The sequence below is a fragment of the Mesorhizobium sp. P2_A8 genome (genome assembly GCF_056404935.1).
This window is the reverse complement of the sequence record NZ_JBFUDB010000009.1, coordinates 50,779-73,128: the sequence shown is the minus strand read 5'-3', so window position 1 is coordinate 73,128 and position 22,350 is coordinate 50,779. Positions and strand designations below refer to the sequence as shown.

At 62.3% G+C, this 22,350-nt stretch carries 20 protein-coding genes and 1 tRNA gene; 13 read left to right on the top strand and 8 right to left on the bottom strand.

All coding sequences use genetic code 11. From position 1 onward, the window contains the following. The first annotated feature begins 291 nt into the window (after positions 1 to 291). Positions 292 to 645: a hypothetical protein gene (locus tag AC1D10_RS25455; RefSeq protein ID WP_477276778.1), complete on the top strand. Its 354-nt coding sequence runs from the start codon at positions 292 to 294 to the stop codon at positions 643 to 645. A gap of 193 nt (positions 646 to 838) precedes the next feature. Here AC1D10_RS25455 and AC1D10_RS25450 read toward each other — a convergent pair. Together AC1D10_RS25450 and AC1D10_RS25445 are read right to left on the bottom strand one after the other, a co-directional pair. Next, a tRNA-Val gene (locus AC1D10_RS25450) sits at positions 839 to 913 on the bottom strand. Between the two features lie 140 nt (positions 914 to 1,053). Further along, positions 1,054 to 1,737 carry a phosphoglycolate phosphatase gene (locus AC1D10_RS25445; protein ID WP_477276776.1) on the bottom strand — a complete coding sequence of 228 codons (684 nt, stop codon included), beginning with the start codon at positions 1,735 to 1,737 and terminating at the stop codon, positions 1,054 to 1,056. 366 nt (positions 1,738 to 2,103) lie between these two features. Here AC1D10_RS25445 and rpiA point away from each other — a divergent pair, with 366 nt between their 5' ends. The 3 genes from rpiA to gor all read left to right on the top strand — a co-directional run bounded on the left by rpiA (position 2,104) and on the right by gor (position 5,073). Further along, complete coding sequence (gene rpiA, locus AC1D10_RS25440; protein WP_477276774.1) at positions 2,104 to 2,835, top strand: ribose-5-phosphate isomerase RpiA; 732 nt, start codon at positions 2,104 to 2,106, stop codon at positions 2,833 to 2,835. Further along, a complete protein-coding gene (locus AC1D10_RS25435) occupies positions 2,822 to 3,442 on the top strand; it encodes a DUF2059 domain-containing protein (protein ID WP_477276772.1) in 621 nt (206 codons plus the stop codon). Before rpiA ends, AC1D10_RS25435 begins: the two co-directional genes overlap by 14 nt. Positions 3,443 to 3,681: 239 nt before the next feature. Beyond that, complete coding sequence (gene gor / locus AC1D10_RS25430; protein ID WP_477276770.1) at positions 3,682 to 5,073, top strand: glutathione-disulfide reductase; 1,392 nt, start codon at positions 3,682 to 3,684, stop codon at positions 5,071 to 5,073. Between the two features lie 65 nt (positions 5,074 to 5,138). Here the strand turns inward: gor and mgtE are convergent, their stop codons facing one another. After that, positions 5,139 to 6,503: a magnesium transporter gene (gene mgtE, locus AC1D10_RS25425; RefSeq protein ID WP_477276768.1), complete on the bottom strand. Its 1,365-nt coding sequence runs from the start codon at positions 6,501 to 6,503 to the stop codon at positions 5,139 to 5,141. A gap of 273 nt (positions 6,504 to 6,776) precedes the next feature. Then, positions 6,777 to 8,669 (bottom strand): ABC transporter ATP-binding protein/permease, encoded by a 1,893-nt coding sequence (locus AC1D10_RS25420; RefSeq protein ID WP_477276766.1) that lies wholly within the window; start codon positions 8,667 to 8,669, stop codon positions 6,777 to 6,779. Positions 8,670 to 9,341: 672 nt separating this feature from the next. On the opposite strand from AC1D10_RS25420, the gene AC1D10_RS25415 reads away from it, so the two are divergent. After that, complete coding sequence (locus tag AC1D10_RS25415; RefSeq protein ID WP_477276764.1) at positions 9,342 to 9,707, top strand: hypothetical protein; 366 nt, start codon at positions 9,342 to 9,344, stop codon at positions 9,705 to 9,707. Positions 9,708 to 9,803: 96 nt separating this feature from the next. Here the strand turns inward: AC1D10_RS25415 and AC1D10_RS25410 are convergent, their stop codons facing one another. Together AC1D10_RS25410 and AC1D10_RS25405 are read right to left on the bottom strand one after the other, a co-directional pair. Beyond that, the gene (locus AC1D10_RS25410; protein WP_477276762.1) at positions 9,804 to 10,484 is read right to left on the bottom strand and encodes a DsbA family oxidoreductase; all 681 of its coding nucleotides are present in this window, start codon (positions 10,482 to 10,484) and stop codon (positions 9,804 to 9,806) included. A gap of 17 nt (positions 10,485 to 10,501) precedes the next feature. Next, a complete protein-coding gene (locus AC1D10_RS25405; RefSeq protein ID WP_477276760.1) occupies positions 10,502 to 12,322 on the bottom strand; it encodes an extracellular solute-binding protein in 1,821 nt (606 codons plus the stop codon). A gap of 232 nt (positions 12,323 to 12,554) precedes the next feature. On the opposite strand from AC1D10_RS25405, the gene AC1D10_RS25400 reads away from it, so the two are divergent. Then, the gene (locus tag AC1D10_RS25400; protein WP_477276758.1) at positions 12,555 to 13,184 is read left to right on the top strand and encodes an invasion associated locus B family protein; all 630 of its coding nucleotides are present in this window, start codon (positions 12,555 to 12,557) and stop codon (positions 13,182 to 13,184) included. Positions 13,185 to 13,256: 72 nt separating this feature from the next. Here the strand turns inward: AC1D10_RS25400 and hspQ are convergent, their stop codons facing one another. Both hspQ and AC1D10_RS25390 read right to left on the bottom strand, forming a co-directional pair. Continuing rightward, positions 13,257 to 13,580, bottom strand: a complete 324-nt coding sequence (hspQ, locus tag AC1D10_RS25395; protein WP_167392389.1) for a heat shock protein HspQ — start codon at positions 13,578 to 13,580, stop codon at positions 13,257 to 13,259. Positions 13,581 to 13,755: 175 nt separating this feature from the next. Next, positions 13,756 to 14,964: a UbiH/UbiF family hydroxylase gene (locus AC1D10_RS25390; protein WP_477276755.1), complete on the bottom strand. Its 1,209-nt coding sequence runs from the start codon at positions 14,962 to 14,964 to the stop codon at positions 13,756 to 13,758. A 70-nt stretch (positions 14,965 to 15,034) separates the two neighbouring features. Between AC1D10_RS25390 and AC1D10_RS25385 the strand changes: the two genes are divergently transcribed. From AC1D10_RS25385 to AC1D10_RS25355, 7 genes are all read left to right on the top strand, one after another. Then, a complete protein-coding gene (locus AC1D10_RS25385; RefSeq protein WP_477276753.1) occupies positions 15,035 to 15,973 on the top strand; it encodes a DUF2182 domain-containing protein in 939 nt (312 codons plus the stop codon). A gap of 14 nt (positions 15,974 to 15,987) precedes the next feature. After that, positions 15,988 to 16,602, top strand: coding sequence for a DUF1326 domain-containing protein (locus AC1D10_RS25380; RefSeq protein WP_477276751.1), 615 nt, complete (start codon positions 15,988 to 15,990; stop codon positions 16,600 to 16,602). Next, positions 16,599 to 17,420, top strand: a complete 822-nt coding sequence (pcsA, locus tag AC1D10_RS25375; protein ID WP_477276749.1) for a phosphatidylcholine synthase — start codon at positions 16,599 to 16,601, stop codon at positions 17,418 to 17,420. The genes AC1D10_RS25380 and pcsA overlap by 4 nt, the downstream gene beginning before the upstream one ends. Before the next feature lie 27 nt (positions 17,421 to 17,447). Next, positions 17,448 to 18,425, top strand: a complete 978-nt coding sequence (locus AC1D10_RS25370; protein WP_477276747.1) for a quinone oxidoreductase family protein — start codon at positions 17,448 to 17,450, stop codon at positions 18,423 to 18,425. A gap of 277 nt (positions 18,426 to 18,702) precedes the next feature. After that, positions 18,703 to 20,280, top strand: a complete 1,578-nt coding sequence (locus tag AC1D10_RS25365; RefSeq protein ID WP_477276745.1) for an ABC transporter ATP-binding protein — start codon at positions 18,703 to 18,705, stop codon at positions 20,278 to 20,280. Continuing rightward, positions 20,277 to 21,407 (top strand): ABC transporter permease, encoded by a 1,131-nt coding sequence (locus AC1D10_RS25360; RefSeq protein WP_477276743.1) that lies wholly within the window; start codon positions 20,277 to 20,279, stop codon positions 21,405 to 21,407. The genes AC1D10_RS25365 and AC1D10_RS25360 overlap by 4 nt, the downstream gene beginning before the upstream one ends. After that, positions 21,407 to 22,327 carry an ABC transporter permease gene (locus AC1D10_RS25355; protein WP_477276741.1) on the top strand — a complete coding sequence of 307 codons (921 nt, stop codon included), beginning with the start codon at positions 21,407 to 21,409 and terminating at the stop codon, positions 22,325 to 22,327. The genes AC1D10_RS25360 and AC1D10_RS25355 overlap by 1 nt, the downstream gene beginning before the upstream one ends. The last annotated feature ends 23 nt before the right edge of the window (positions 22,328 to 22,350 follow it).

The following is a 22,350-nucleotide window of genomic DNA, read 5'->3' as shown; positions in this document are numbered from 1 at the left end:
TGCTGCTGGGGTGCGGTTGACAGCGCGAAGGCACGCGGCGGGCGATGTTGTCATCCCATTGATCGCTCCGCCCCCGGTTGATCGGCAGGCGGGTGAGAGGGGGCTTGTGGGGCCCCACACGCTGCGCGCTTTCGGTTTTCAGGGCCCCGACTGGCCAGCACCAGGAGGGCGGGCTGCGGGAGCGAATACATTTTGTCAGCAGACAGCGTGGTCGCGTCCCAGCGCATCTCTGCGAACCGTTGTGCCGGTGCTATGGTGTGCCTTCATGATCAGACAGCAGGGATATGAGGCATGCCCGAAGTTACCCGCCGTACACTTCTTGCGTTCACCGCCGTGGCCTCGGTGGTTGGACCGACGTTTGCTGAAGGGGAAGGTGCCTCACCCGAATTGCGGGCGCTGATCGGAGCCCATGACGTCAGCTATGTCGGGCTTCACAGGGTTGTTCATCAAGCCGGCAGCAGCAGCCACGAACGCAAGAGGGCAGACCGGATTGAACAGGAAGCATTGCTGGCCATCTGCTCCTATCCGGCGATCAGCCGAGGCGATCGCCGGGCCAAGGCCGAGTACCTGCTGACCGTTGAGGCTCGGGGGGAACTCGACCTGGAAGAGCACATGCAGGCCATCCTGCACTCGATGAAGCGCTGATCGCGGCTCGACCGGCGCATCTCCACAGCCAGACATCGCCGACTTCACCACCATGGCGACAAGCGAGGTCGGGCACGCCATGTTATCGACACCCTGACGGGAGGCCGGGCCAAACTGATAAACGACGCTTTCAAGGAAGTTGCCGCGTGAGGCAGCGCTGGCTGCAGCCGCAAATCGACTACCGTACGGATTTTGGTGGGCGATGCAGGGATTGAACCTGCGACCCCACCCGTGTGAAGGGTGTGCTCTCCCGCTGAGCTAATCGCCCGCTCGTTGCCCGAAGGCCAAGCGAGCCGCGATATAAGGGAGGCAGGTGCGGGAAGTCAAGGCGGTGTAAGGTGTTCCGGCAAGGATCGGATTTGTCACCCTTTCAGGGCTATCTCCGACGTGATGCCGGCCGCTTTCCGCTCACTGTCCGGCAGCGGCGATCAGCCTTTGAGCCAGATCGAGCGTCAGCGCGTCGAAATGCGAGATCACCGCCGAGGGCTCGAACTCGCGCACATGGCGGTCGGTGTAGCCGAAATCGACGGCCACCACCGGAATGCCGGCGGCCTTGGCGGTGTCGATGTCGGTCTGCGAATCGCCGACCATCAGGGCGCGGTGCGGATCGCCGCCGGCGAGCTTGATGGTCTCGATGAGATGGCGCGGGTCAGGCTTGCGGAACGCGAACGTGTCCTGTCCGGCGATAGCCGCGAAATGCTTCGTCAGGCCGAGCGCCTCGATCAGCGCCAGCGAGTTGGCTTCGTATTTGTTGGTGCAGATGGCCAGGAGATAGCCGTCATTCTCGAAACGCGCGATCGCCTCGATGACACCGGGGTAGGGGCGCGATTTGCCGGGAATGTTGTCGGTGTAGTGATCAAGAAAAAGTTTTAGCAGCCGGTCGTGCTCCTCGACGTCGAGCGATCGCTGCTGGGCGGCGTGCGCCCGCTCGATCATCACGCGGCCGCCGTGACCGACATAGCGCTTGAAGCCGGCCTCGTCGACCGCCGTGATCTGGCTGGCGGCAAGGCTGTGGTTCAGGCTGTCGAGCAGGTCCGGCGCTGTATCGATCAGCGTACCGTCGAGGTCGAACACGATGATCGGGCGAGTCATGGTCTGTCCTGCGGGGGTTTGTGCATGGGGCAGGCGATAAAGGCTGCGGGGCGTCAAGGCAAGCTTGCTGGGCGAGCTCGCGAGAGCAAGCAGGCCCACCGGACATTTCGCGGCGGCCGCCAGAAAAGAAAAACCCGCCTCGGCGGCGGGTCGTTGGCGCAAATCAGCACCATGGGCAAATATGTAACATAGCTGCCCTCACCAAGTCAAGAAAAAATTCCTATCGGAGCTGACCGCGCATTGCGCTTGACCGCGCGCGTTGCACAGTATCCAGCTCGCCAACAGCAGTAGGCTGCTGCCAAAGGCTTTGACCCGACCGGCAAAAATGGTAGGAGCCCCACAGCAAGTTCCGGGGCAGCAAACGGCATGGATGCAAGACAGTTGAAGGTCGAAGCCGCACGCGCGGCGCTGGCCCATGTGAGCGACGGCATGCGGCTCGGCATCGGCACCGGCACCACCGCCGAAGAGTTCGTGCGGCTGCTTGCCGAGAAGGTCGCCACCGGCATGACCATCATCGGCGTGCCGACTTCGGAGCGCACCGCGTCGCTCTGCCGCGAGCTTGGCGTGCCGCTGTCGACGCTGGAGGAAACGCCGCAGCTCGACCTCACCGTCGATGGCGCCGACGAAGTCGACCCGGAACTGACCCTGATCAAGGGCGGCGGCGGTGCGCTGCTGCGCGAGAAGATCGTGGCGGCGGCGTCCCAGCGCATGATCGTCATCGCCGACCGGTCGAAGATGGTCGAGACGCTCGGCCGTTTTCCTCTGCCGATCGAAGTCAATCAATTCGGCCTGCGCGCAACCGAAATCGCGATTGGCGCGGCGGCTGAAAAGCTTGGCCTGTCCGGTCCGGTTATATTGAGGATGACGGGGGACCAGGCTTTTGTTACAGACGGCGGCCATTTTATCCTCGATGCATCTTTTGGCCGCATTCCGGATACAAGAGCGCTTTCGAATGCTCTCCACGCCATTCCGGGCGTGGTCGAGCATGGTCTTTTCATCGGGCTGGCTTCAGCGGCCATCATCGCCGGCGGCGACGGTATCCAAACTGTCCATGCCGCCCGAAAACCAGGGAGTTCTACCGATCATGATGTTGCATAACCGGGTTCGCAGCCTTTGCGCCGTTCTGGCGGCTTCGGCTGTTTTGGCCTTCTCTTCGCCGGCGTTTTCGCAGGATGTCACGGATGCGCACCTGAAGGCCGCCCGCGCGGCGGTCGCGGCGATCCATGCGACCGACCCGTTCGACAACATCCTGCCGCAGGCCGCGGCCGCGCTCGAATCGCAGCTGATCCAGAAGAACCCGGACATGCAGGAGCTGATCGGCAAGACCATCAACGAGAAGGCGCTGACGCTGGCCTCGCGCCGCGCCGACCTCGAGAAGGAAGCCGCACTCGCCTACGCAAAAGTGTTCTCCGAAAAGGAACTGAACGACATCGCCACCTTCTACAGTTCCGATTCGGGCAAGAAGCTGCTGGACAGCGGTCCGATCGTGACACGCGAACTGGTGAAGGCAGCCGACATCTGGCAGAACGGCCTCGCCCGCGATCTCGCGCAGCAGGTCGGCGAAACGCTGGCCGCGGCGGCCAAGGCAAAGGCGCCGGCGCCGGCAGCACCTGCCGATGCCGCAGCGCCGGCAGACGGAGCAGCACCTGCGGATGGCGCCGCACCCGCCGATGGTTCGGCCCCGGCAGACGACACGCAGAACTGATCCTGCGTTTCCAAACGGCCTAGAGCCTATTCCATCCCGATGGAATCGGGCTGGGGCTCTGGCTCTTTGTTTGGGCATGATCTCTGGACAAACGGTTTCCGTTTGTCCGAGAAAACCGGGTTCCACTTTTCGGGATCATGCTCTAGCGGCCATCGATGAAGCCCGGCTTGTCCGGGCTTTTCTTTTGCTGCCTGGCGGCCTACCTGTCTCTGGATTTCTGAAGCTTGAGGAGCCGCTGCATGGCCGGTTACGACTACGATCTTTTCGTCATCGGCGGCGGCTCGGGCGGGGTGAGGGCGGCGCGTGTGGCGGCGGCACTCGGCAAGCGCGTCGGCATCGCCGAGGAGTACCGCTATGGCGGCACCTGCGTCATCAGGGGATGCGTGCCGAAAAAGCTCTATGTCTATGCCTCGCAATTTCCCGAGCATTTCGCCGATGCCGCCGGCTACGGCTGGACGGTGCCGGAGGCCAGTTTCGACTGGCAGACGCTGGTCGCCAACAAGGATCGCGAGATCAGCAGGCTGGAGGCGATCTACAAGAGGAACGTCGAGGGCGCCGGCGGCGAGGCCTTTCACTCGCGCGCCATGATCGTCGATCCGCATGTCGTGCATCTCCTCGGCGAGGATCGCACCGTCACCGCCGACCAGATCCTGATCGCCACCGGGGGCCGCCCGGCGGCGCATCCGGCGCTGCCCGGCCACGAACATTGCATCTTTTCCAACGAGGCTTTCGATCTCAAGAAGCTGCCCAAGGCAATCATGATCGAAGGCGGCGGCTACATCGCCGTCGAATTCGCCAACATTTTCCACGGCCTCGGCGTCGACACCACGCTTGTCTATCGCGGCAAGGAGATCCTCAGCCGGTTCGACATGGACCTGCGGCGCATGCTGCACGAGACAATGGAAAAGAAGGGGATCAACATCCTCTGCCATTCCGTGTCCGAATGGATCCGCAAGCGGCCGGACGGCCGGCTCGACGCGCTCGTCACCGGCGGCAAGGTGCTGACGGTCGACCAGGTGATGCTGGCCATCGGCCGCATCCCCAACACCGAGAATATGGGCCTGGAAGGTATCGGCCTGGAGATGACGAAAACCGGTGCGATCGCGGTCGACGAATACTCGCGCACCAACATCGACAACATCTGGGCGATCGGCGACGTCACCAACCGCGTGCAGCTGACGCCGGTGGCGATCCACGAGGCGATGTGTTTCATCGAAACCGCCTTCAAGGACAATCCGACGGCGCCCGACCACGAGACGATCGCGACCGCGGTCTTTTCACAGCCCGAAATCGGCACGGTCGGCCTGTCGGAAGATGATGCCGTCAAACGCTTCCCCGACATCGAGATCTACCGCGCGACGTTCCGGCCGATGCGGCATACGCTGTCGGGCCGCGACGAGAAGATGCTGATGAAGCTGGTGGTCGACGGCGCGTCGAAGCGGGTGCTCGGCGCGCACATACTGGGGCCGGATGCCGGCGAGATGGCGCAGCTTCTCGGCATTCCGCTGAAAGCCGGGCTGACCAAGGATGATTTCGACCGCACGATGGCGGTGCATCCGACAGCGGCGGAAGAGCTGGTCACCATGTACAAGCCGACCTATCGCGTGAAGGACGGCGTGCGGGTGGATTGACCGCCATGCCGGGACGTAACGTTCCACCGTGGCAAGGGTCTTGCCACGGTGGAGATTAGGAACTGCTACAGCAGCGTGCCGCGCAGGATCACCAGCGCCACCGAGAAATAGATCACCAGCCCGGTGACATCGACCAGCGTGGCGACGAACGGAGCCGATGCGCTGGCCGGATCGAAGCCGATGCGTTTCAAGGCAAACGGCAGCATCGACCCCGACAGCGAGCCGAAGGTAACGATGCCGACCAATGCCGCGCCGACCGTGGTGGCGATCAGCGGCCAATGCGGGCCGTAGTCGTAGAAGCCCATATATTGCCAGAGCGCGATGCGGCAGATGCCGACCACGCCGAGCATGGCGCCGAGAACGAGGCCGGTGGGCAGTTCGCGCAGCGCCACCCGCCACCAGTCGCCAAGCCCGATCTCGCGCAACGCCAGCGCGCGGATGACCAACGAGGTCGCCTGCGAGCCGGAATTGCCGCCCGAGCTCATGATCAGCGGGATGAACAGCGTCAGCACGATCGCCTTTTCCAGCTCGCCCTCGTAGCTCTGCATGGCGTTGGCCGTCAGCATCTCTGAGATGAACAGCGCGCACAGCCAGCCGCCGCGCTTCTTGATCATGGCGAGGAAGCTCATCTTCATGTACGGCTCGTCGAGCGCCTCCATGCCGCCGAAACGATGCACGTCCTCGGTCGTCTCCTGAACCATCGTATCGATGATGTCGTCGATGGTGACGATGCCGAGGATCTTGCCGTGGTCGACGACCGGGACGGCAAGCAGATCGTATTTCGAGATCGTCTGCGCCAGGGTTTCGCGATCGGTCAGCGGGGAGACCGTCACCGGCGCACGATCCGGCGCCACCGTCATGATCGAATCCTCCGGCTCACCGGTGATCAGCCGGCGCAGGCCGGTCGAGCGCACCAGGAGGTGGGTTTCCGGATCGACGATGTAGATCGCGTAGACGGTTTCGCGCGTCCGCTCGACCTTGCGGATATAGTCGAGCGTGCGGCCCACGGTCCAGTCCGAGGGCACGCTGACGAACTCCGTCGTCATGATCGATGCGGCACTGCCTTCGGGATAGCCGAGAATGGCAAGCAGCGTGGCGCGCAGCGGTGGGGCAAGCCCGCCGAGCAACTCGGACCGGGCCGGTTCCTCCAGTTCGCGCAGGATGTCGGCGGCGCGGTCGACCGACATGGCGGTGAGCAGCTTGCCCGCCTTGGCGCGCGGCAGCGCCTCCATGAGTTCGGGCGCGCGGTCGAGCTCAGGCTGATCGAAGATGTCGACCAGCCGCTCGAACGTCACTTCACACAGCAGTTCCGTCGCGGTTTCTCGGGGCTCCCTGTTCAGGGCCTCGACAATGTCGGCGACGTGATCGTTGGCTAGGATACGGGCGATTGCAACGGCTTCGTCGCTCGCCACCGGGGCAAATTCGTTCATGGCTCACTCCTTGCCGTCCGGCAGGACGTGAACCATTAGAGGTCACGTCTAGGCGGACGGCGGTTTCGTTCGACTGTGACTGTCGCCAGGCATGGCGCGGTGACCTTTCCGCTTGCGGGTTCGCGTTTGACTATCTGCAAGCGGGCGCAACATAGGAGCGCGCCTTGCCGAGTCAATCGCAGTGAGGACGGAAAACGGTGCCGAACGGCTTCGATCGCGAGACTGTGATCACAGGCCGGCGCATGAACCTGGCCGACCGAGGTTGAAGCGTCGTTATTTCTGCTTCAGCCGGCGCGAGAAGCGCAGCCACTTGTCCTCGACCGGCCTTGGCTGGGCAAGAATGGTGGTGAGTTCGACGGGCAGGGTCGGAACCAGGGGCTTCTTGGTGGCGACGCCGTCGGCGATCGCGACGATGCTGTGATAGAATTCGCTGCCGGTCTGCGATCTCGGTGCCACCGCCTCGTGCATGACACTGATTACCGTGACATCGGGACAGTTGTCCTTGATGGCTTGGTGGAAGGCAATCTTGCCCTCCGGATCGAGCGCGCCGGTCGCCTCGTCGAGGAACAGCAGCCCTGGCTGCTGCAGCACGATGCGAGCCACCACCAGCTTCTGTTTCTGGCCGCCCGACAGAACCTGATCCCAGCTTTTGCCTTCACGGCTTCCTTCGGCCAAATGCGAGATGAAGTCGCCAAGGCCGGCCTTGTACAGCGCCGCCGCGACCTGGGCGTCGCTATGACCGTGCTCGGAGCCCGGCAGGCAGACCAGCTGTTTCAGCGACACCGGCTGCAGCTTGACCTCCTGGGCGGCATAGAAACTCTTCACCCCCTCGGGGAAGACGATGGTGCCGTGGCCATAGGGCCACAGGCCGTTGATCGCCTTGATCAGCGAGGTCTTGCCGCAACCCGATTCGCCCTTCAGGAAGGTCCACTCGCCACGCCGGAAGCGCAGATTGGCGGCGCTGAGGAAAGGCGTCGCGTCCTCGCCCTGATGCGCCAGCTCGAGCTTCTGGATGGTCAGGCCGAAAACCGGGTTCTGGCTGGCATAGTGGAAGTCGGAGCGACCGGTCTGGCTGTAGAACTCCTGCGGGTGCTGGACGTTCTCGATCGCCTCCGCGAGTTCGGTCACGCGCTGGCTGTTGGCACGCAGCGTGGCGATGGCCGGCATGACGTGGATGAACCACGAACATTGGCCGATCAGCGAATTGACCAGCTCTGAACCGGTTATGTAGCCCTTGAGATCGAGACCGTTGTGGATGAATGGCACCAGGCCGGGTCCGTAGGCGACAATGCGGGCGCCGATGAAATTGTAGATCAGCTCGAACGACATGTAGATGGTGTTGACGATGTTCAGCCGCGTCCATGTGCCGTCGATATCGACATAGAGCCGGCCATGCATGGTCCTCTGCACGCCTTCGCCCTGAGACGCCGCAACATGGAAGCTACGGCGCAGGAACGTCGTCAGCTCGCCGCGATAGCTGCCTTCGGCCTGCTGCATCCTGACGTTGAGGCGTTCGAGCAGGCCGCCGAGCTTGACCGCAATCCATGTGTTGAAGGGGACGTAAATGGCGACCGCCAGGAGAGCAAGGGCGGCGCTGCCATAGCTTCCCAAGAACTCAAGTCCCTTCACCTCAACCGAGTTTTTCAGCAATGCGCCGCCAACAAAGTAGAACGAGGTGAAGACACTGAATACGCCCATGGCAAGCCCGATGGCGCCGCCGGTCATGTCCTTGATGGATTCCTGGACGCGCTGGTCGATGTTGTCGGGAGCGGGCGTGCCGCTGCCGGTCGACGCATGCTGGGCATGAAAATGCGTATGGTTGGTGTCCAGCAATGCCTCATTGAAGCGGCTGTCCAGCCAGCCGCGCCATTTGCGGTGCAATGTCGCCGACACAAGATTGCGGATGCCGGTAAAGCCAGCGTCCTTGAGCACGACCAGCATTACGAGGATGCCGGCATTGACCAGCAGCGTGCGAAGCGGGGTGGTGTTGGCGGCGTCGTGGAAGAAGGCGATCGAATTGACCAGCTCGCCGGAGGTTTCTGCGAACCAGACACCGGCCTTGCTGGACAGCGCCGTGAGCAGCGCGATCACCAGCGTCAGCGTCCAGGCTTCCTTCCACCGGTCCGAGACCCAGTAGGCCCGCATCAGGCCCCAGAAGCTGCGCATCGACGATACCGGCGTCAGAAGCGATGGCCTTGCGGCATCGCGAGGTGTTTTTTCCGGTACTGACTCTTGCGATGGTCTAACGACCCGAATCACGATCCCGCCCAAACCTTTTTTCTTTTGTTACGGATGGTAACACCAATTGATCATTTTCTATTAATTTTTAAAGCTGGCCAAAGGGATTACCCCGGCGGCCGTTGCGCTGAGGCAACAGATTGCAGGGTTGCAAGGCTCTCAAACCGATCGGAAGAATCGGAATATCGCCATTGATTTCAAAACGTTGTTGGCTCGAACGGGCTGTCGGAGAAGCTTCCCTAAGGGAAGCTTTCCACACAGTTTTGTGAACTTGAAAATCGCGTGGAGTGGTAAATTTTCTCGTTGGGGACTGACCGGAATCACCGAAAATGTGCCGTTCGCGCTCTCGCCACGCTTGCCGTCTCTCCTTGTCGGAGGCTGAAAAGTGACTGGAAATGGTCGTTGCAGCAGCGTCTGTCGATCACCGCTTCGCCGATCTCGAAACGAACATGATTCATCAGGTCGTCACCCGCGCGGGGCGGCATTCCACCCTGGTCAGATCCGGAAACGCGTTTGACAATTCCTTCGTTCGGGATTGAACCTTGCCGGGTCCTGTCGGCACCCATGCATGTCCGGTTCTCCAAACAAGGAAGCTTCCCAATGCTCGTACGCGCGGCCGCAATCCTGTCCCTCTTCGCCTGGCTGCCCTTGGCGCATGCTGCCGAACAGAGCATTCCGGCGGGCGACGAGGGCCAGATCGAGTTCAACACGCCGTCCGACAACATCGGCTGCATCTACACCGCGAAGGGCGGCACCAGCACCTATCAGCCACAGGACGGCGGACCGGAACTCAGTTGCTCACGCGTCGAGCCGAGCTATGTCACCATCATCCTGGGCCCCAAGGGGCCGGCGACACTGATCAAGATCCCGGCGAGCAACCTTGCTGCAGCGATGTCACCAGGCTCGCCTATGGCAACAGCTGGCGCGCCGGGCCGTTCTCGTGCCAGTCGTCGACCAAGGGGCTGACCTGCACGGCCACAAACGGCCACGGATTTTTTATCAGCAAGGCCAAGGTGACGGTGAAGTGACGTCTGCTCTTGACGGATGCGGAGGAGGGGTGGCTCAGCCGACCTTTTCCAATTCGCCGCGCGCCTTGGCAGCCGCCACCTGACGGATGGCATCGGTCAGGGTGTCGACGTCCTGCGCGCCCATGACGGCGTATTTGCCCTCGAGCAGGAAGCACGGCACGCCTGAAATGCCCATGCGCGACGCGGTGGCGATCTCGGTGCGAACCGCCTCGACATCGGCCTCGGTCGGCAAGAGCGTGGCAACCACGGATGCATCCATGCCGGCCTCGCGCGCGGCTTCGACCAGCACGGTGTGGTCGCCGATGTCAGCACCTTCCTCGAAATTGAGCTGGAACAGGCGGCGCACCAACCTGTTCTGCACGGCGTCGCCGGCGACACCCGCCCAGCGGATCAGGCGGTGCGCATCGAGCGTGTTCGGCGCCACCTTGATGGCGTCGAAGGCGAAGGAAATACCCTCGGCTTCACCCAGCGGTTCGATGCGGGCATGAATTTCGCGGATGCGTTCGTCGCTGCCGAACTTGGCCAGCATGTACTCGTGCCGATCCTTGCCTTGCGGCGGAATGGTCGGATCAAGCTGGAACGGCCGCCAGCGGACATGCACCTCGGTATCGCCAACAGCTGATATCGCCTTGTCGAGCCGCTTCTGACCGATGAAGCACCATGGGCACACGACGTCGGACACCACGTCGACGGTGATGGCGTTCAGCTCGCCCATCTCGATCTCCTGAATCTTCAGTTCGGCTTGCGCCACCAGCTTGGCAGTTGATACCCAAATATGGGCGTCTTTTGCGGATGTTCCAGATAGTTCCAGTAGGCAATCCATTGCTGCGTGTTGTACTGCGTCGGCACCATGTAATTGCCGGAGATCAGCAACCGGTCGAGAACGCGGACTGCGGCGACGTAATCTTCTTTCGACCGGGCTCGCAGCATCGCGTCGATCGCCGCGTCCACCGCCGGATCGGCGACCCCGGCGAGGTTGAACGAGCCTTCGGCCTTGGCCGCTTCGGATCCCCAGCGTCCAAGCTGCTCGATACCGGGCGACAACGAGTTGTTGAAGCCGCTTGATCCAATCAGAGCCTCGAAGTCGAAGCGCTGCTTGCGCGATTGGATCTGGTCGCCGTCGAGACTGCGAATTGTCACATCGATGCCGATCTTCTCCAGCGTGCGCTGGTAGATGCCGGCAAGACGCTCCTCGTCCTGCGAAGCGACCAGAATCTCAAAGCCGAAGGGTTTGCCGTCGGCATCGAGCATTGTCCCGTCCTGCACGTGATAACCGATGCTTTTCAAGAGATCGAAGGCCGCTTTCAGCACTTTGCGATCCTGCCCTGAACCATCGGTGACCGGTGGCCGGTACGTGCCGTCCATGACGTCGGCCGGCACGCGGCCGGGGTAGGGCGCCAAAAGTGCTCTTTCCCTGTCGTCGGCCGGATGGCCGAGCGCGGAAAGCTCGGAATTCTGCCAGTAACTCATCGCGCGCGCATATTTGCCGCCGAACAGGTTCTTGTTGGCCCATTCGAAGTCGTAGAGCATGCCGAGTGCACGCCGCACCACCGGGTTGGCGAATTTCTGCAGCCGCATGTTGAACAGGAAACCGGTCACCACGGGCGGAATGCCGGTGTCGAAGGTTTCGGCGACCACGTCACCCTTGTGGAAGGCCGGAAAATCGAGATCGCGCTCTCGCTTGACCGGATCGCTGTCGTCGTCGATGGCGCAAAGGCCTTTCTTGAACGCTTCGAGCTTGGCGTTGGCGTTGAGGAAGTACTCGATCGTGATCTGGTCGTAATTGTCGAAACCGCGCTTGGCGGGGACGTCCTTGCCCCAATAGTCCGGGTTGCGCTTGAAGACGATGCGTTGTCCAGGCTGTACCTGCGCAACGGTGTAAGGCCCGCTGCCGATCAGCGGCTTCAGCGTCGTCTTGTCGAAGGTCTCCTTGTTGAAGGCATGTTTCGGCAGGATCGGCGTCAGCGCAATGATCAAGGGCGTCTCACGATTGGCCTTGTCGTTGAAGGTGAAACGGACACTGTGGTCGCCGGTCTTTTCCAGCTTGGCGATCAGGCTCATCCGCGCGCTGTAGGGCGGGCGACCCTTGTCGGTGTAGACATCATAGGTGAACAGCACATCCTCCGGCGTCACCGGCTCACCGTCCGACCATCTGGCTTTCGGGTTGAGATGGAATTCGATGCTCTTGCGCTCGGGATCCATGTCTGCGGTGTCGGCAAGCAAGCCGTACAGGCTGAAAGGCTCATCGTAGTTGCGCTGCATCAGCGGCTCGAAGACGAGATTGCCGTAGTTTTGGTCCATCATGCCGCGCGCCGTCGTGCGCAGGCTCTTGAGGATGAAGGGATTGAGGTTGTCGAAACTGCCGACGACGCAATAGGTGATCGTGCCACCCTTCGGCGCATCCGGATTGACATAGTCGAAATGCGTGTAGTCGGGCGGCAGCGCCGGTTCGCCCTGCATGGCGATGGCGTGCTTCGGCTCCGAGGCGGCCGGCTGATGCGAAAGGGCGAGAAATGATATCGCGGTGATCAGCCAAACAAGAACGCGGCCCATGACCGTCTCCTTACTGGGTCGGCTTGATGATTCGGTGCGCACCCTAGCATGAGGCAGCTGTGCGCCGGCCAACGGCGTCATCAAGAATTACAAGTGGCGGGCTGGATTCGACATCGCTTGCAGTGTAACACGCCGTCCGAAGTCATCCTGTTGCCTCATTTCGGCAACAGGTAGCTGGACCGCACGGCACGAAGAAGCCGGTCCTGGGATCATTTGAGAGGAAATGCACGACATGACGAGCCTGAACAGCAACGCGTACCGCCTGTCGGTCATGGCCGCTGGCGTGGTCGGCTTTCTGGGCGCAGGACTTCCCGCTGCTTCCGCTCAGCAGCAACAGCAGATTCCGCAAGGCTGGTTCAAGGCCTGCACCAAGCAGGAAGACGTCGACATCTGCAACGTCCAGAACATCACCACGGCCGGCAACGGCCAGCTGATCACCGGCGTCAGCCTGATCGAGCTGAAGGGCAAGGTGAACCGCAAGGTGTTCCAGGTAACGGTCCCGACCGGTCGTCTGGTGCCTCCCGGCATTGGCCTGCAGATCGATACCGGCAAGGCCGTGAAGCTTGATTACGTCATCTGCTTCCCGGATCGTTGCGTGGCCGAAGTGCCGCTGACCGACCAGCTCGTCGCCTCGTTCAAGAAAGGCCAGGCGATCACGCTGACCTCGGTCAATTTCCAGAACCAGCCCAATCCGATCAAGGTTGCCCTGCAGGGCTTCAGCGGCGCCTATGACGGCCCGCCGCTGCAGCAGTCCGACATCGAAGACCGGCAGAAGAAGCTTCAGGATTTTGTCGCCAAGAACAACCAGGATTTCGCCAAGAAGCTCAAGGAAGAGCAGGACAAGGCGAAGACAGCCAACTGATCGGCCGATATTTGTCGGGTCATAAAAAAGCGGGGTCATGCCCCGCTTTTTTTGCGCCGGTCGCTTGGTCGGTTAGTGCCTGGACTGCCGTTTCGGCTCGTAGCGCCCGTCCGGCCTCTTGTCGAACATCTCTTTGATCTGCGGATGCCGGACCGGTTCACCCGACTGATCCTCGAGCAAATTCTGCTCGGAGACATAGGCGATGTACTCGGTTTCCGAATTCTCGGCGAGCAGATGATAGAAAGGCTGGTCCTTGCGCGGCCGCACGTCGGCGGGGATGGCTTCGTACCATTCGTCGGTGTTGGCGAATTGCGGATCGACGTCGAAAATGATGCCCCTGAAGGGAAACAGCCGGTGTCGAACCACCTGTCCGATTGCGAATTTGGCTGTTTTCATCGTACTCACCACTGAATTCCTTAGCTTTATCTGGCGCAGACTGCGCGTCAATTCAATCCCGAAGCGCCTGAACGCCCTGAAGCTACGCGGGATGTGGCGCAAAGGTTTTGCCGCATGCGGCTGATGTCGACGATCGTCGATGACGCAGACTGTCGGAATGTCCGGAAGATCGCTGTCAGCGCGCTGGCCTTCGCAGGCCGCCGGCCAGCGCCGCGAAGCCGCTGCCGGGACGAAGCCCCTCGCGCATGAAAAAGGCGCGAAGCGGCGCGAAGCCGCCGAGCACGCCGAGCCCGGCAACACGGGCCATCTGGGCCGGCAGCATGTCGGAAAGCAGCGACATGTTGAGCAGATTGACCGCGCTGCTGCGCGCCAGAATATCGGGGCGGCGCTTGAAATCGTAGGCTGCAAGGGCCTTGGCAGCGCCGGGATCTGTACGGTTTTCACCAGCAATACCAACGAGATCGTCGATATCCCTGATACCGAGATTGAGGCCTTGCGCGCCGATCGGCGGAAACACGTGGGCGGCTTCGCCGACGAGCGCCACACGCTCGCGCGCGAAACGCAGCGGCGTCACCGCCGACAGCGGGTAGATCTGCCGGCCCGGCTCGACCGTCACCCGGCCCAGCATCGACTGCATCTGCCGTTCGACCCGCAGCGAAAGCGTTGCATCGTCCAATGCGGCGAGTTCCGTTGCGGTCTCGGGCTTCACCACCCAGACAAGGCTTGAGCGATTGCCGGGCAGCGGGACCTGCGTGAACGGACCGGTCTCGGTGTGGAATTCGGTCGAGGTGAAGGCGTGGTCGCCACTGTGACGGAAATTGACGACAAAAGCCGCCTGCGGGTAGGAGCGGGCGGAGGTCGAGATGCCTGCCGCCTGGCGCGCCGGCGACAGCCGGCCGTCGGCGGCGACCGCCAGGGAAGCATCCACTTTGCTGCCGTCGGTCAGGACGGCGCGGACATACTCGGCATCGAGATGCCAACTCGCCACCATCGCCCGTCGCCATTCGATGCCGGCATGGGCGGCCACAGTGCCGGCAAGCGCCGGATTGAGGACGCTGTTGGGCAGGTTCAGCCCGAACTGGTCCTCGTCGATCTCGCTGGCGCGAAAGGTGACGACGGGGCTGCGGATCAGCCGGCTGGTCGCGTCGACGATGCGCATCACCTTTAACGGCGCTGCCTTGGGCCTGATGGCTTCGAGCACGCCCAGCCGCGCAAGCACCTGCAAGGCAGGGTTCATCAAGGCCGTCGTGCGGCCGTCGGGGGCAGAAGCTTCGGGCCCGACGAGCGTCACCGGGAAACCGGCATCGGCGAAAGCGAGCGCCGCGATCAACCCTGCCGGCCCCGTGCCAGCAACCAGTATCCGCGCAGTTTTCTGATGCTCCAAGATCGGCTTCCGGCTTGCTATGCGAGGCAGCCCACCCGACCTGCCAGTCGATCAGCATATAGGTCAATTCATGCCGCTTGATCAACGCGGCGATTCGGCCCATTCGAATGTCATGACCGGCCAGCACGACGACTTCAGCCATCTCGACCGCGCCGGCCGCGCCATGGCGAACATCGCGCGTAATCCTCGCGTCACGGTAAATGTCGTTGTCGGCGCTTGTATCCTGCTTGCCTGGCTGTTCCTCGCCGCGATGGCGGTCCGCAGCGCCGAAGGGCGGATTGCCGGCGCCAGCGCCCCCGGCGACGCTCTCCTGCGCGACCTGCCGCGACTGCCGTTGCCGGACTTCCTGGAGCGGTTCTTCGCGCTCTGCCTTTCGCCGGCGCCGCTGGACGGAAGTCTCGGTCAACAAACCGGCGCGCTGGTTTTGATGTGGTTCCTGATGGCGATCGCGACCATGCTGCCCTCGGCCGCGCCGATGATCCGCACCTATTGCGAGATCGCCGACACAGCTCGAATCAAGGGCGAGCCGGTCGTCCATCCGCTGGTGCTGGTTGCCGGCTACCTCAGCGTCTGGCTCGCCGCCTCGGCGATGTTCGCGGCGCTGACCCTGGGCGCCCATGCATCCACCTCGTCCGGTGCTTTGCTCGACCCGGTCATCGGCATTGCCGGCGCGCTCGCCCTGCTGATTGCGGGCCTGTACCAGTTCAGCGGCATGAAGGAAGCCTGTCTGAAGAAATGCAGGAACCCGTTCTCCATCCTGTTCGCGAACTGGAGCACGAGGCCTGTCCGCGTCTTCCGGCTCGGCATCGTGCAAGGGGTGTGGTGCCTCGGCTGCTGCTGGGCGTTGATGCTGGTGATGTTCGCCATCGGGGTGATGAACGTCTTCTGGATGGCGTTGATCGGGCTGTTCACCCTGATAGAAAAACAAACGGCAAGCAGGGTTCCAACCCGACTGGCCGGTGCGATACTGCTTGTCTGGGCAGCGGCGCTGCTAGTAGTCTCGCTATGAGTGGGGGAAAATCGATGGCAGATCCGAGCTGGGCGATGAATGGAGAGCTCGTACTCTCCTGCAATTGCACGGTTTTTTGCCCTTGCGTGCTCTCCCTCGGCAATCATCCGCCGACCGAAGGCTATTGCCAGACCTGGGCGGGGTTTCGCATCGATGCCGGCCATTTCAGCGACGTCGACCTGTCGGGTCTCAATCTCGGGTTGATCATGGAAATCCCCGGTTACATGAGCCGCGGCAACTGGACCGCGGGCCTGTTCATCGACAAGCGCGCCTCGGTCTACGCGGTCAAGGCGCTGACGAAGATTTTCACCGGCAAGGCGGGCGGAACCACATCGTTGCTCTCCATCCTTGTCGGCAAGTTCCTCGGCGTCGAACAAGTGCCGATCACCTATGAGACGCGTGACAAGACACGCATTTTCCAGATACCGAAGATCATCGACGGTGCGGTGACACCGATCCCCGGCAAGGATCGCGACAAGGATACGGTGATCAGCAATTCGGAGTACTGGATCGCGCCCGAGATCATCGTCGCGCGGTCCGACAAGAGCAAGATGCGGGCTTTCGGTCGCAATTGGAATTTTGCCGGCCGTTCGGCCGAAATCTGCAAGCTGGATTGGCGGGGCCCGTGAGCAAGAACACATCGGCCAGGAAGATTACCGCCAAGAAGTTGACTGATCGCATTCCGCGACCGAAGAAGAAAGTCACCTGGCCGCAGGCGAGGGCGTTCTCCGTCCATCTGCTGACGGCCTCGGGCTCGTTCCTGGCCTTCCTGTCGCTGGTGGCGGCGAGCGAACAGCGCTGGACCGCGATGTTCTGGTGGCTCGGCCTGGCACTGTTCGTCGACGGCATCGATGGGCCGATCGCCAGAAAGCTGGAGGTGAAGGAGATCCTGCCGACCTGGTCGGGCGAACTGCTCGACAACATCATCGACTACGTGACCTACGTGTTGATCCCGGCCTTCGCGCTTTACCAGCGCGGCTTCATGGGCGAGGGACTGTCATTCCTGTCGGCGGCGATCATCGTCGTCTCCAGCGCCATCTATTATGCCGACACCGGCATGAAGACGAAGGAGAATTTCTTCAAGGGATTCCCCGTGGTCTGGAACATGGTGGTGTTCACGCTGTTCGTCATCGAACCGGGACAGTGGGTTTCGTTCGCGGTGGTGGTGGTGGCCGGTATTCTGACTTTCGTGCCGATCAATTTCATCCATCCGGTGCGGGTGGTGCGGCTGCGGCGCATCAATCTGGCGATGACCCTTTTGTGGTGCGCTTTCGGCGCGCTTGCCCTGGCGCAGGCGGCACTCGCTGCCTTCTACGACCAGATCGGCGTGCTGGGCGAGCAGGTCAGCACTTTCACCAAGATCGGCATCACCATCACCGGGCTCTATCTTGCCTGTATCGGTGGCATCATGCAGTTCTTTCCAAATCTCGGTGCCAAAAAGGCCTGATCAGCCACTCCTTGAGGAAGCCCAATCATGTCCAAAGCGATCCGCATCCACGCCCATGGTGGCCCAGAAGTTCTGACCTATGAGGACACCGATCCCGGCAAGCCGGGATCGGGGCAGATCCTGATCCGGCATACGGCGATCGGCCTCAATTTCATCGACGTCTATCACCGCACGGGCCTTTATCCGCCGCCTGGCGGATTTCCGCTGATCCCAGGCAGCGAGGCTGCCGGCGTCGTGCTGGAGGTTGGCCAGGGCGTCGACTGGCTGAAGCCGGGCGACCGGGTCGCCTATTCGACGAATGTCGGCGCCTATGCCGAACAACGCGTCATTGCCGCCGACAGGGTGGTGAAGATTCCGGACGGCATAAGCGACGAACAGGCGGCCGCGATGATGCTGAAAGGCATGACCGCCGAATACCTGCTGCGCCGAACTTTCAAAGTGAAAGCAGGCGACACGATCCTGTTTCATGCTGCCGCCGGCGGCGTCGGGCTTATTCTCGGGCAATGGGCTAAACATCTCGGCGCGACCGTCATCGGCACCGCCAGCTCGACCGACAAGATCGAGCTCGCCAAGGAGCATGGCTTCGATCATGTCATCAACTACAAGGAACAGGATTTCGTCGCGGGCGTCGCCGCGATCACTGGCGGCCGCAAATGCGACGTCGTCTACGATTCGGTCGGCAACGACACGTTTCCGGCTTCGCTCGACTGCCTGAGGCCGCTCGGCATGTTCGTCAGCTTCGGCCAGTCCTCGGGACCTATCCCACCGTTCAGCATGTCGTTGCTGGCCCAGAAGGGCTCCCTGTTCGCCACAAGGCCGACCTTGTTCGTCTACAATGCAAAACGCGAGGACCTCGACGCCTCAGCAGCCGCCTTGTTCGAGGTCGTGCTCAGTGGCGCCGTCAAGGTCAAGATCAATCAGCGCTATGCGCTCAAGGACGTCGGCAAGGCGCATTCCGACCTTGAAGGCCGCAGGACAACAGGGACGACCATTCTCATCCCTTAGACTATGTTGAGATTCAGGTGACACCGGCCTGCAAATGGCGGCTTCCTGCGCTTCCGGTGCTCACGTACTTCAAATGCGCTCCGCTCCGGTGCTCGGAAACCAGCATTTTCGGCTCGGCCTGACCTGCATCTCAACACAGCTTCGTCCCTTCTGCCTTGCTATCCCTTGAATTTCCGCTGAAATTCTTGAAGCTCTTTCAAGACGCGTGCCGCTTTCCGATGGGAGCAGGCCGCGCCTACCATGCTTGCGGGAACACAGAACATATCTGGCTAACCAGATGGGAGGCACTGTGAGTGCAAATCAGGACGGTACGAACCTGCTCGAGGTCCGTGGCCTCACCAAGATATTCGGTACGCTGACCGCGTGCGATCATATCGATCTCGACATCGCCAGGGGTGAAATCCACGCTCTGCTTGGCGAAAACGGCGCCGGCAAGTCGACGCTGGTCAAGATGCTGTTCGGCTCTCTGGAGCCCAATTCCGGCGAGATCTTCTGGAACGGCCAGGCGGTCAGGATTTCCAGCCCGGGCTTCGCCAAAAAGCTCGGCATCGGCATGGTGTTCCAGCACTTCTCGCTGTTCGAGGCGCTGACCGCGGCCGAGAACATCGCGCTGTCGCTGGATGACGGTTCGCCGATCAGCAGCATCGCGGCGAAGGCGAGAGCGCTTTCCTACAGCTACGGCCTGCCCCTCGATCCTGAATCGATGGTCGGCGACCTGTCGGTCGGCGAGCGCCAGCGCATCGAGATCATCCGCTGCCTGCTGCAGACACCGCAGCTCATCATTTTGGACGAGCCGACCTCGGTGCTGACGCCCCAGGAGGCCGACAAGCTGTTCGAGACGCTGGAGCGTCTGCGCTCGGAAGGCAAATCCATCCTCTACATTTCGCACCGGCTTGAAGAGGTCAAACGCATCTGCGACCGCGCCACCGTGTTGCGACATGGCAAGGTGGTCGGCCACTGCAATCCGCGCGAGGAAACAGCCTCTTCGCTGGCCCGCATGATGGTCGGCAACGAGGTCCAGGCCGTGGTGCGTGCGCCGGTCGAGGGGATCGACAAGGCGCAGCCGCTTCTCGAAATCCGCAACCTCAGCCGCAAACCGGCAACGCCGTTCTCTATACCGCTCAAGAACATCAGCCTGAACGTCCGCGCCGGCGAGGTGATTGGCATCGCGGGTGTCGCCGGCAACGGCCAGGGAGAGTTCTTCGAATCCGTCTCCGGCGAGGTGTTGCAGCAGGATGCCGCTTCCGTGCGCATTCGCGGCAAGGATGCGGGCGGCCTCACCATCACCGGACGCCGCTTGCTGGGCGCCGCCTTCGTGCCGGAAGAACGCCTCGGCCACGGTGCCGCGCCGCGCATGAAGCTTTCCGAAAACCTGCTGCTGTCGCGCCATGCCACTGACGGCAAGGCGTTTGTCGGCTCCGGCGGAATGGTCAAGAGCGGCGCCATCTACGCCGCCGCCCAACGCATCATTGAGGCGATGGACGTGCGCAAGAGCGCGCCCGATCCGGAGGCCGCGGCACTTTCCGGCGGCAATCTGCAGAAATTCATCGTCGGCCGTGAACTCGACCGCCGGCCAAGCGTCATGGTGGTCAACCAGCCGACCTGGGGCGTCGACGCGGGCGCTGCCGCCCACATCCGGCAGGCCCTGATCGAATTGTCGCGCAGCGGATCGGCGGTGCTGGTGATCAGCCAGGATCTCGACGAGCTGTTCGAGATATCGGATGCGATCGCGGTCATGCACAATGGCGAGCTGTCCAGGCCGCTGCCGATCGCCGAGGCGACCTTCGAGAAGGTCGGCTTGCTGATGGGCGGCGCTGAACCCGGCCACGCCGAACACACGCTGGAGACGGCATGATGCGCCTCGAACTCGTCAAACGCCCGCAGCGCTCCGCGCTGTTCTCGGCCCTGTCGCCATTCATCGCCTTCGCGCTGACGATCATCGCGGGCGCCATCATGTTCGCGCTGCTCGGCGTCAATCCGTTGACCGCGTTCCGGATCTACTTCATCGAGCCGGTGAGCCAGGTCTGGCAGCTGCATGAATTGGCGATCAAGGCGGCGCCGCTCATCCTGATCGCTGTCGGCCTGTCGGTCTGCTACAAGGCCAACATCTGGAACATTGGCGCCGAAGGCCAGTTCATCCTGGGCGGCATCGCCGGTTCGATCATTCCGGTGCTGTTTCCGCAGTTCGAAGGTCCGCTTGTGTTGCCGCTGATGCTGTTGCTCGGCATGGTTGGCGGTGCCGCCTATGCGGCGATCCCTGCTCTGCTCAAGACGCGCTTCGGCACCAACGAGATCCTGACCAGCCTGATGCTGGTCTATGTCGCCCAGCTTTTCCTCGACTGGCTGGTGCGCGGACCGTGGCGCGATCCGCAGGGTCATGGTTTCCCGCAAACGATTCAGTTCAACGACTCGGCCGTGCTGCCGGAGCTGCTGCCGGATGCCGGGCGGGCAAACTGGGGTTTTGTGTTCGCGCTGGTCGCCGCCGTGCTGGTCTGGATCCTGATGAGCCGGATGCTGAAGGGTTTTGAAGTTCGCGTGCTGGGCTCAAGCCCGCGGGCAGGGCGTTTCGCCGGCTTCGGCCTCAACCGCATGGTGTTCTTCGCCTTCCTGCTGTCGGGTGCCTTGGCAGGCCTTGCCGGCATCTCGGAAGTCTCCGGCGCCATCGGCCAGCTGCAGCCCGTCATTTCGCCCGGCTACGGCTTCACCGCCATCATCGTGGCGTTCCTTGGCCGCCTCAACCCGCTCGGCATCGTTGCCGCCGGCCTGGTGCTGGCGCTGACCTATCTCGGCGGTGAGGCGGTGCAAAGCGCGCTCGGCATCTCCGACAAGGTGGCGCGGGTGTTCCAGGGCATGCTGCTGTTCTTCGTGCTCGGCTGCGACACGCTCATTCACTACCGCATCCGCCTGATTGGCCTGGCACTGACCAAACCGGAAGGTGCCGCGAAACTCGAAGCCGCGCCAAAGTTGAAGGAAGCCCGTTGATGGACATCACCATAAACATCCTTCTGACCATAGCCACCGCGGCAACGCCGCTGTTGATCGCGGCGATCGGCGAACTGGTGGTCGAGCGCTCCGGCGTGCTCAATCTCGGCGTCGAGGGCATGATGATCATGGGCGCCGTCGGCGGCTTCGGCGCCAGCTATCTCACAGGATCACCCTGGATCGGCTTGTTGGCGGCAATCGCCATGGGCGCGGTTTTCTCGCTGCTGTTTGCCGTGATGACGCTGTCGCTGGCCACCAACCAGGTGGCGACCGGCCTGTCGCTGACCCTGCTCGGCCTCGGCCTCTCCGGCATGATGGGGACGAGCTTTGTCGGCCAGCCCGGCGAAAGGCTGCCCAACCTCGACATCCCCGGCCTGACTTCGATCCCTGTCATTGGCAGATTGCTGTTCGGTCAGGACCCTATCTTCTACATCTCGATCGCCCTGACCGCCGCCGTGATGTGGTTCCTGTTTAAGACCCGGACCGGACTGACGCTGCGCTCGATCGGCGACAGCCATTCGTCAGCCCATGCACTGGGCATCCAGGTGATCCGCTACCGCTATCTCGCGGTGATCTTCGGCGGCGCCTGTGCCGGTCTCGCCGGCGGCCATCTGTCGCTGGTCTACACGCCGCAATGGGTCGAGAACATGAGCGCTGGCCGCGGCTGGATCGCGCTGGCGCTGGTGGTGTTCGCGTCGTGGCGGCCATGGCGGGTGCTGGCCGGCGCCTACATCTTCGGCGCGGTGTGGATCGGCCAGCTTCATGCACAGGCTTTTGGCATTCCAGTGCCTTCACAGTTTCTTTCTTCGCTACCCTATCTGGCAACCGTCGTGGTTCTCGTTCTAATCTCGCGCAACAAGCGTCTGACGATGATGAACACGCCGGCTTCCTTGGGGCAGCCATTCGTTCCGGATCGTTGACAATAAAAACAAACGGGAAGCTC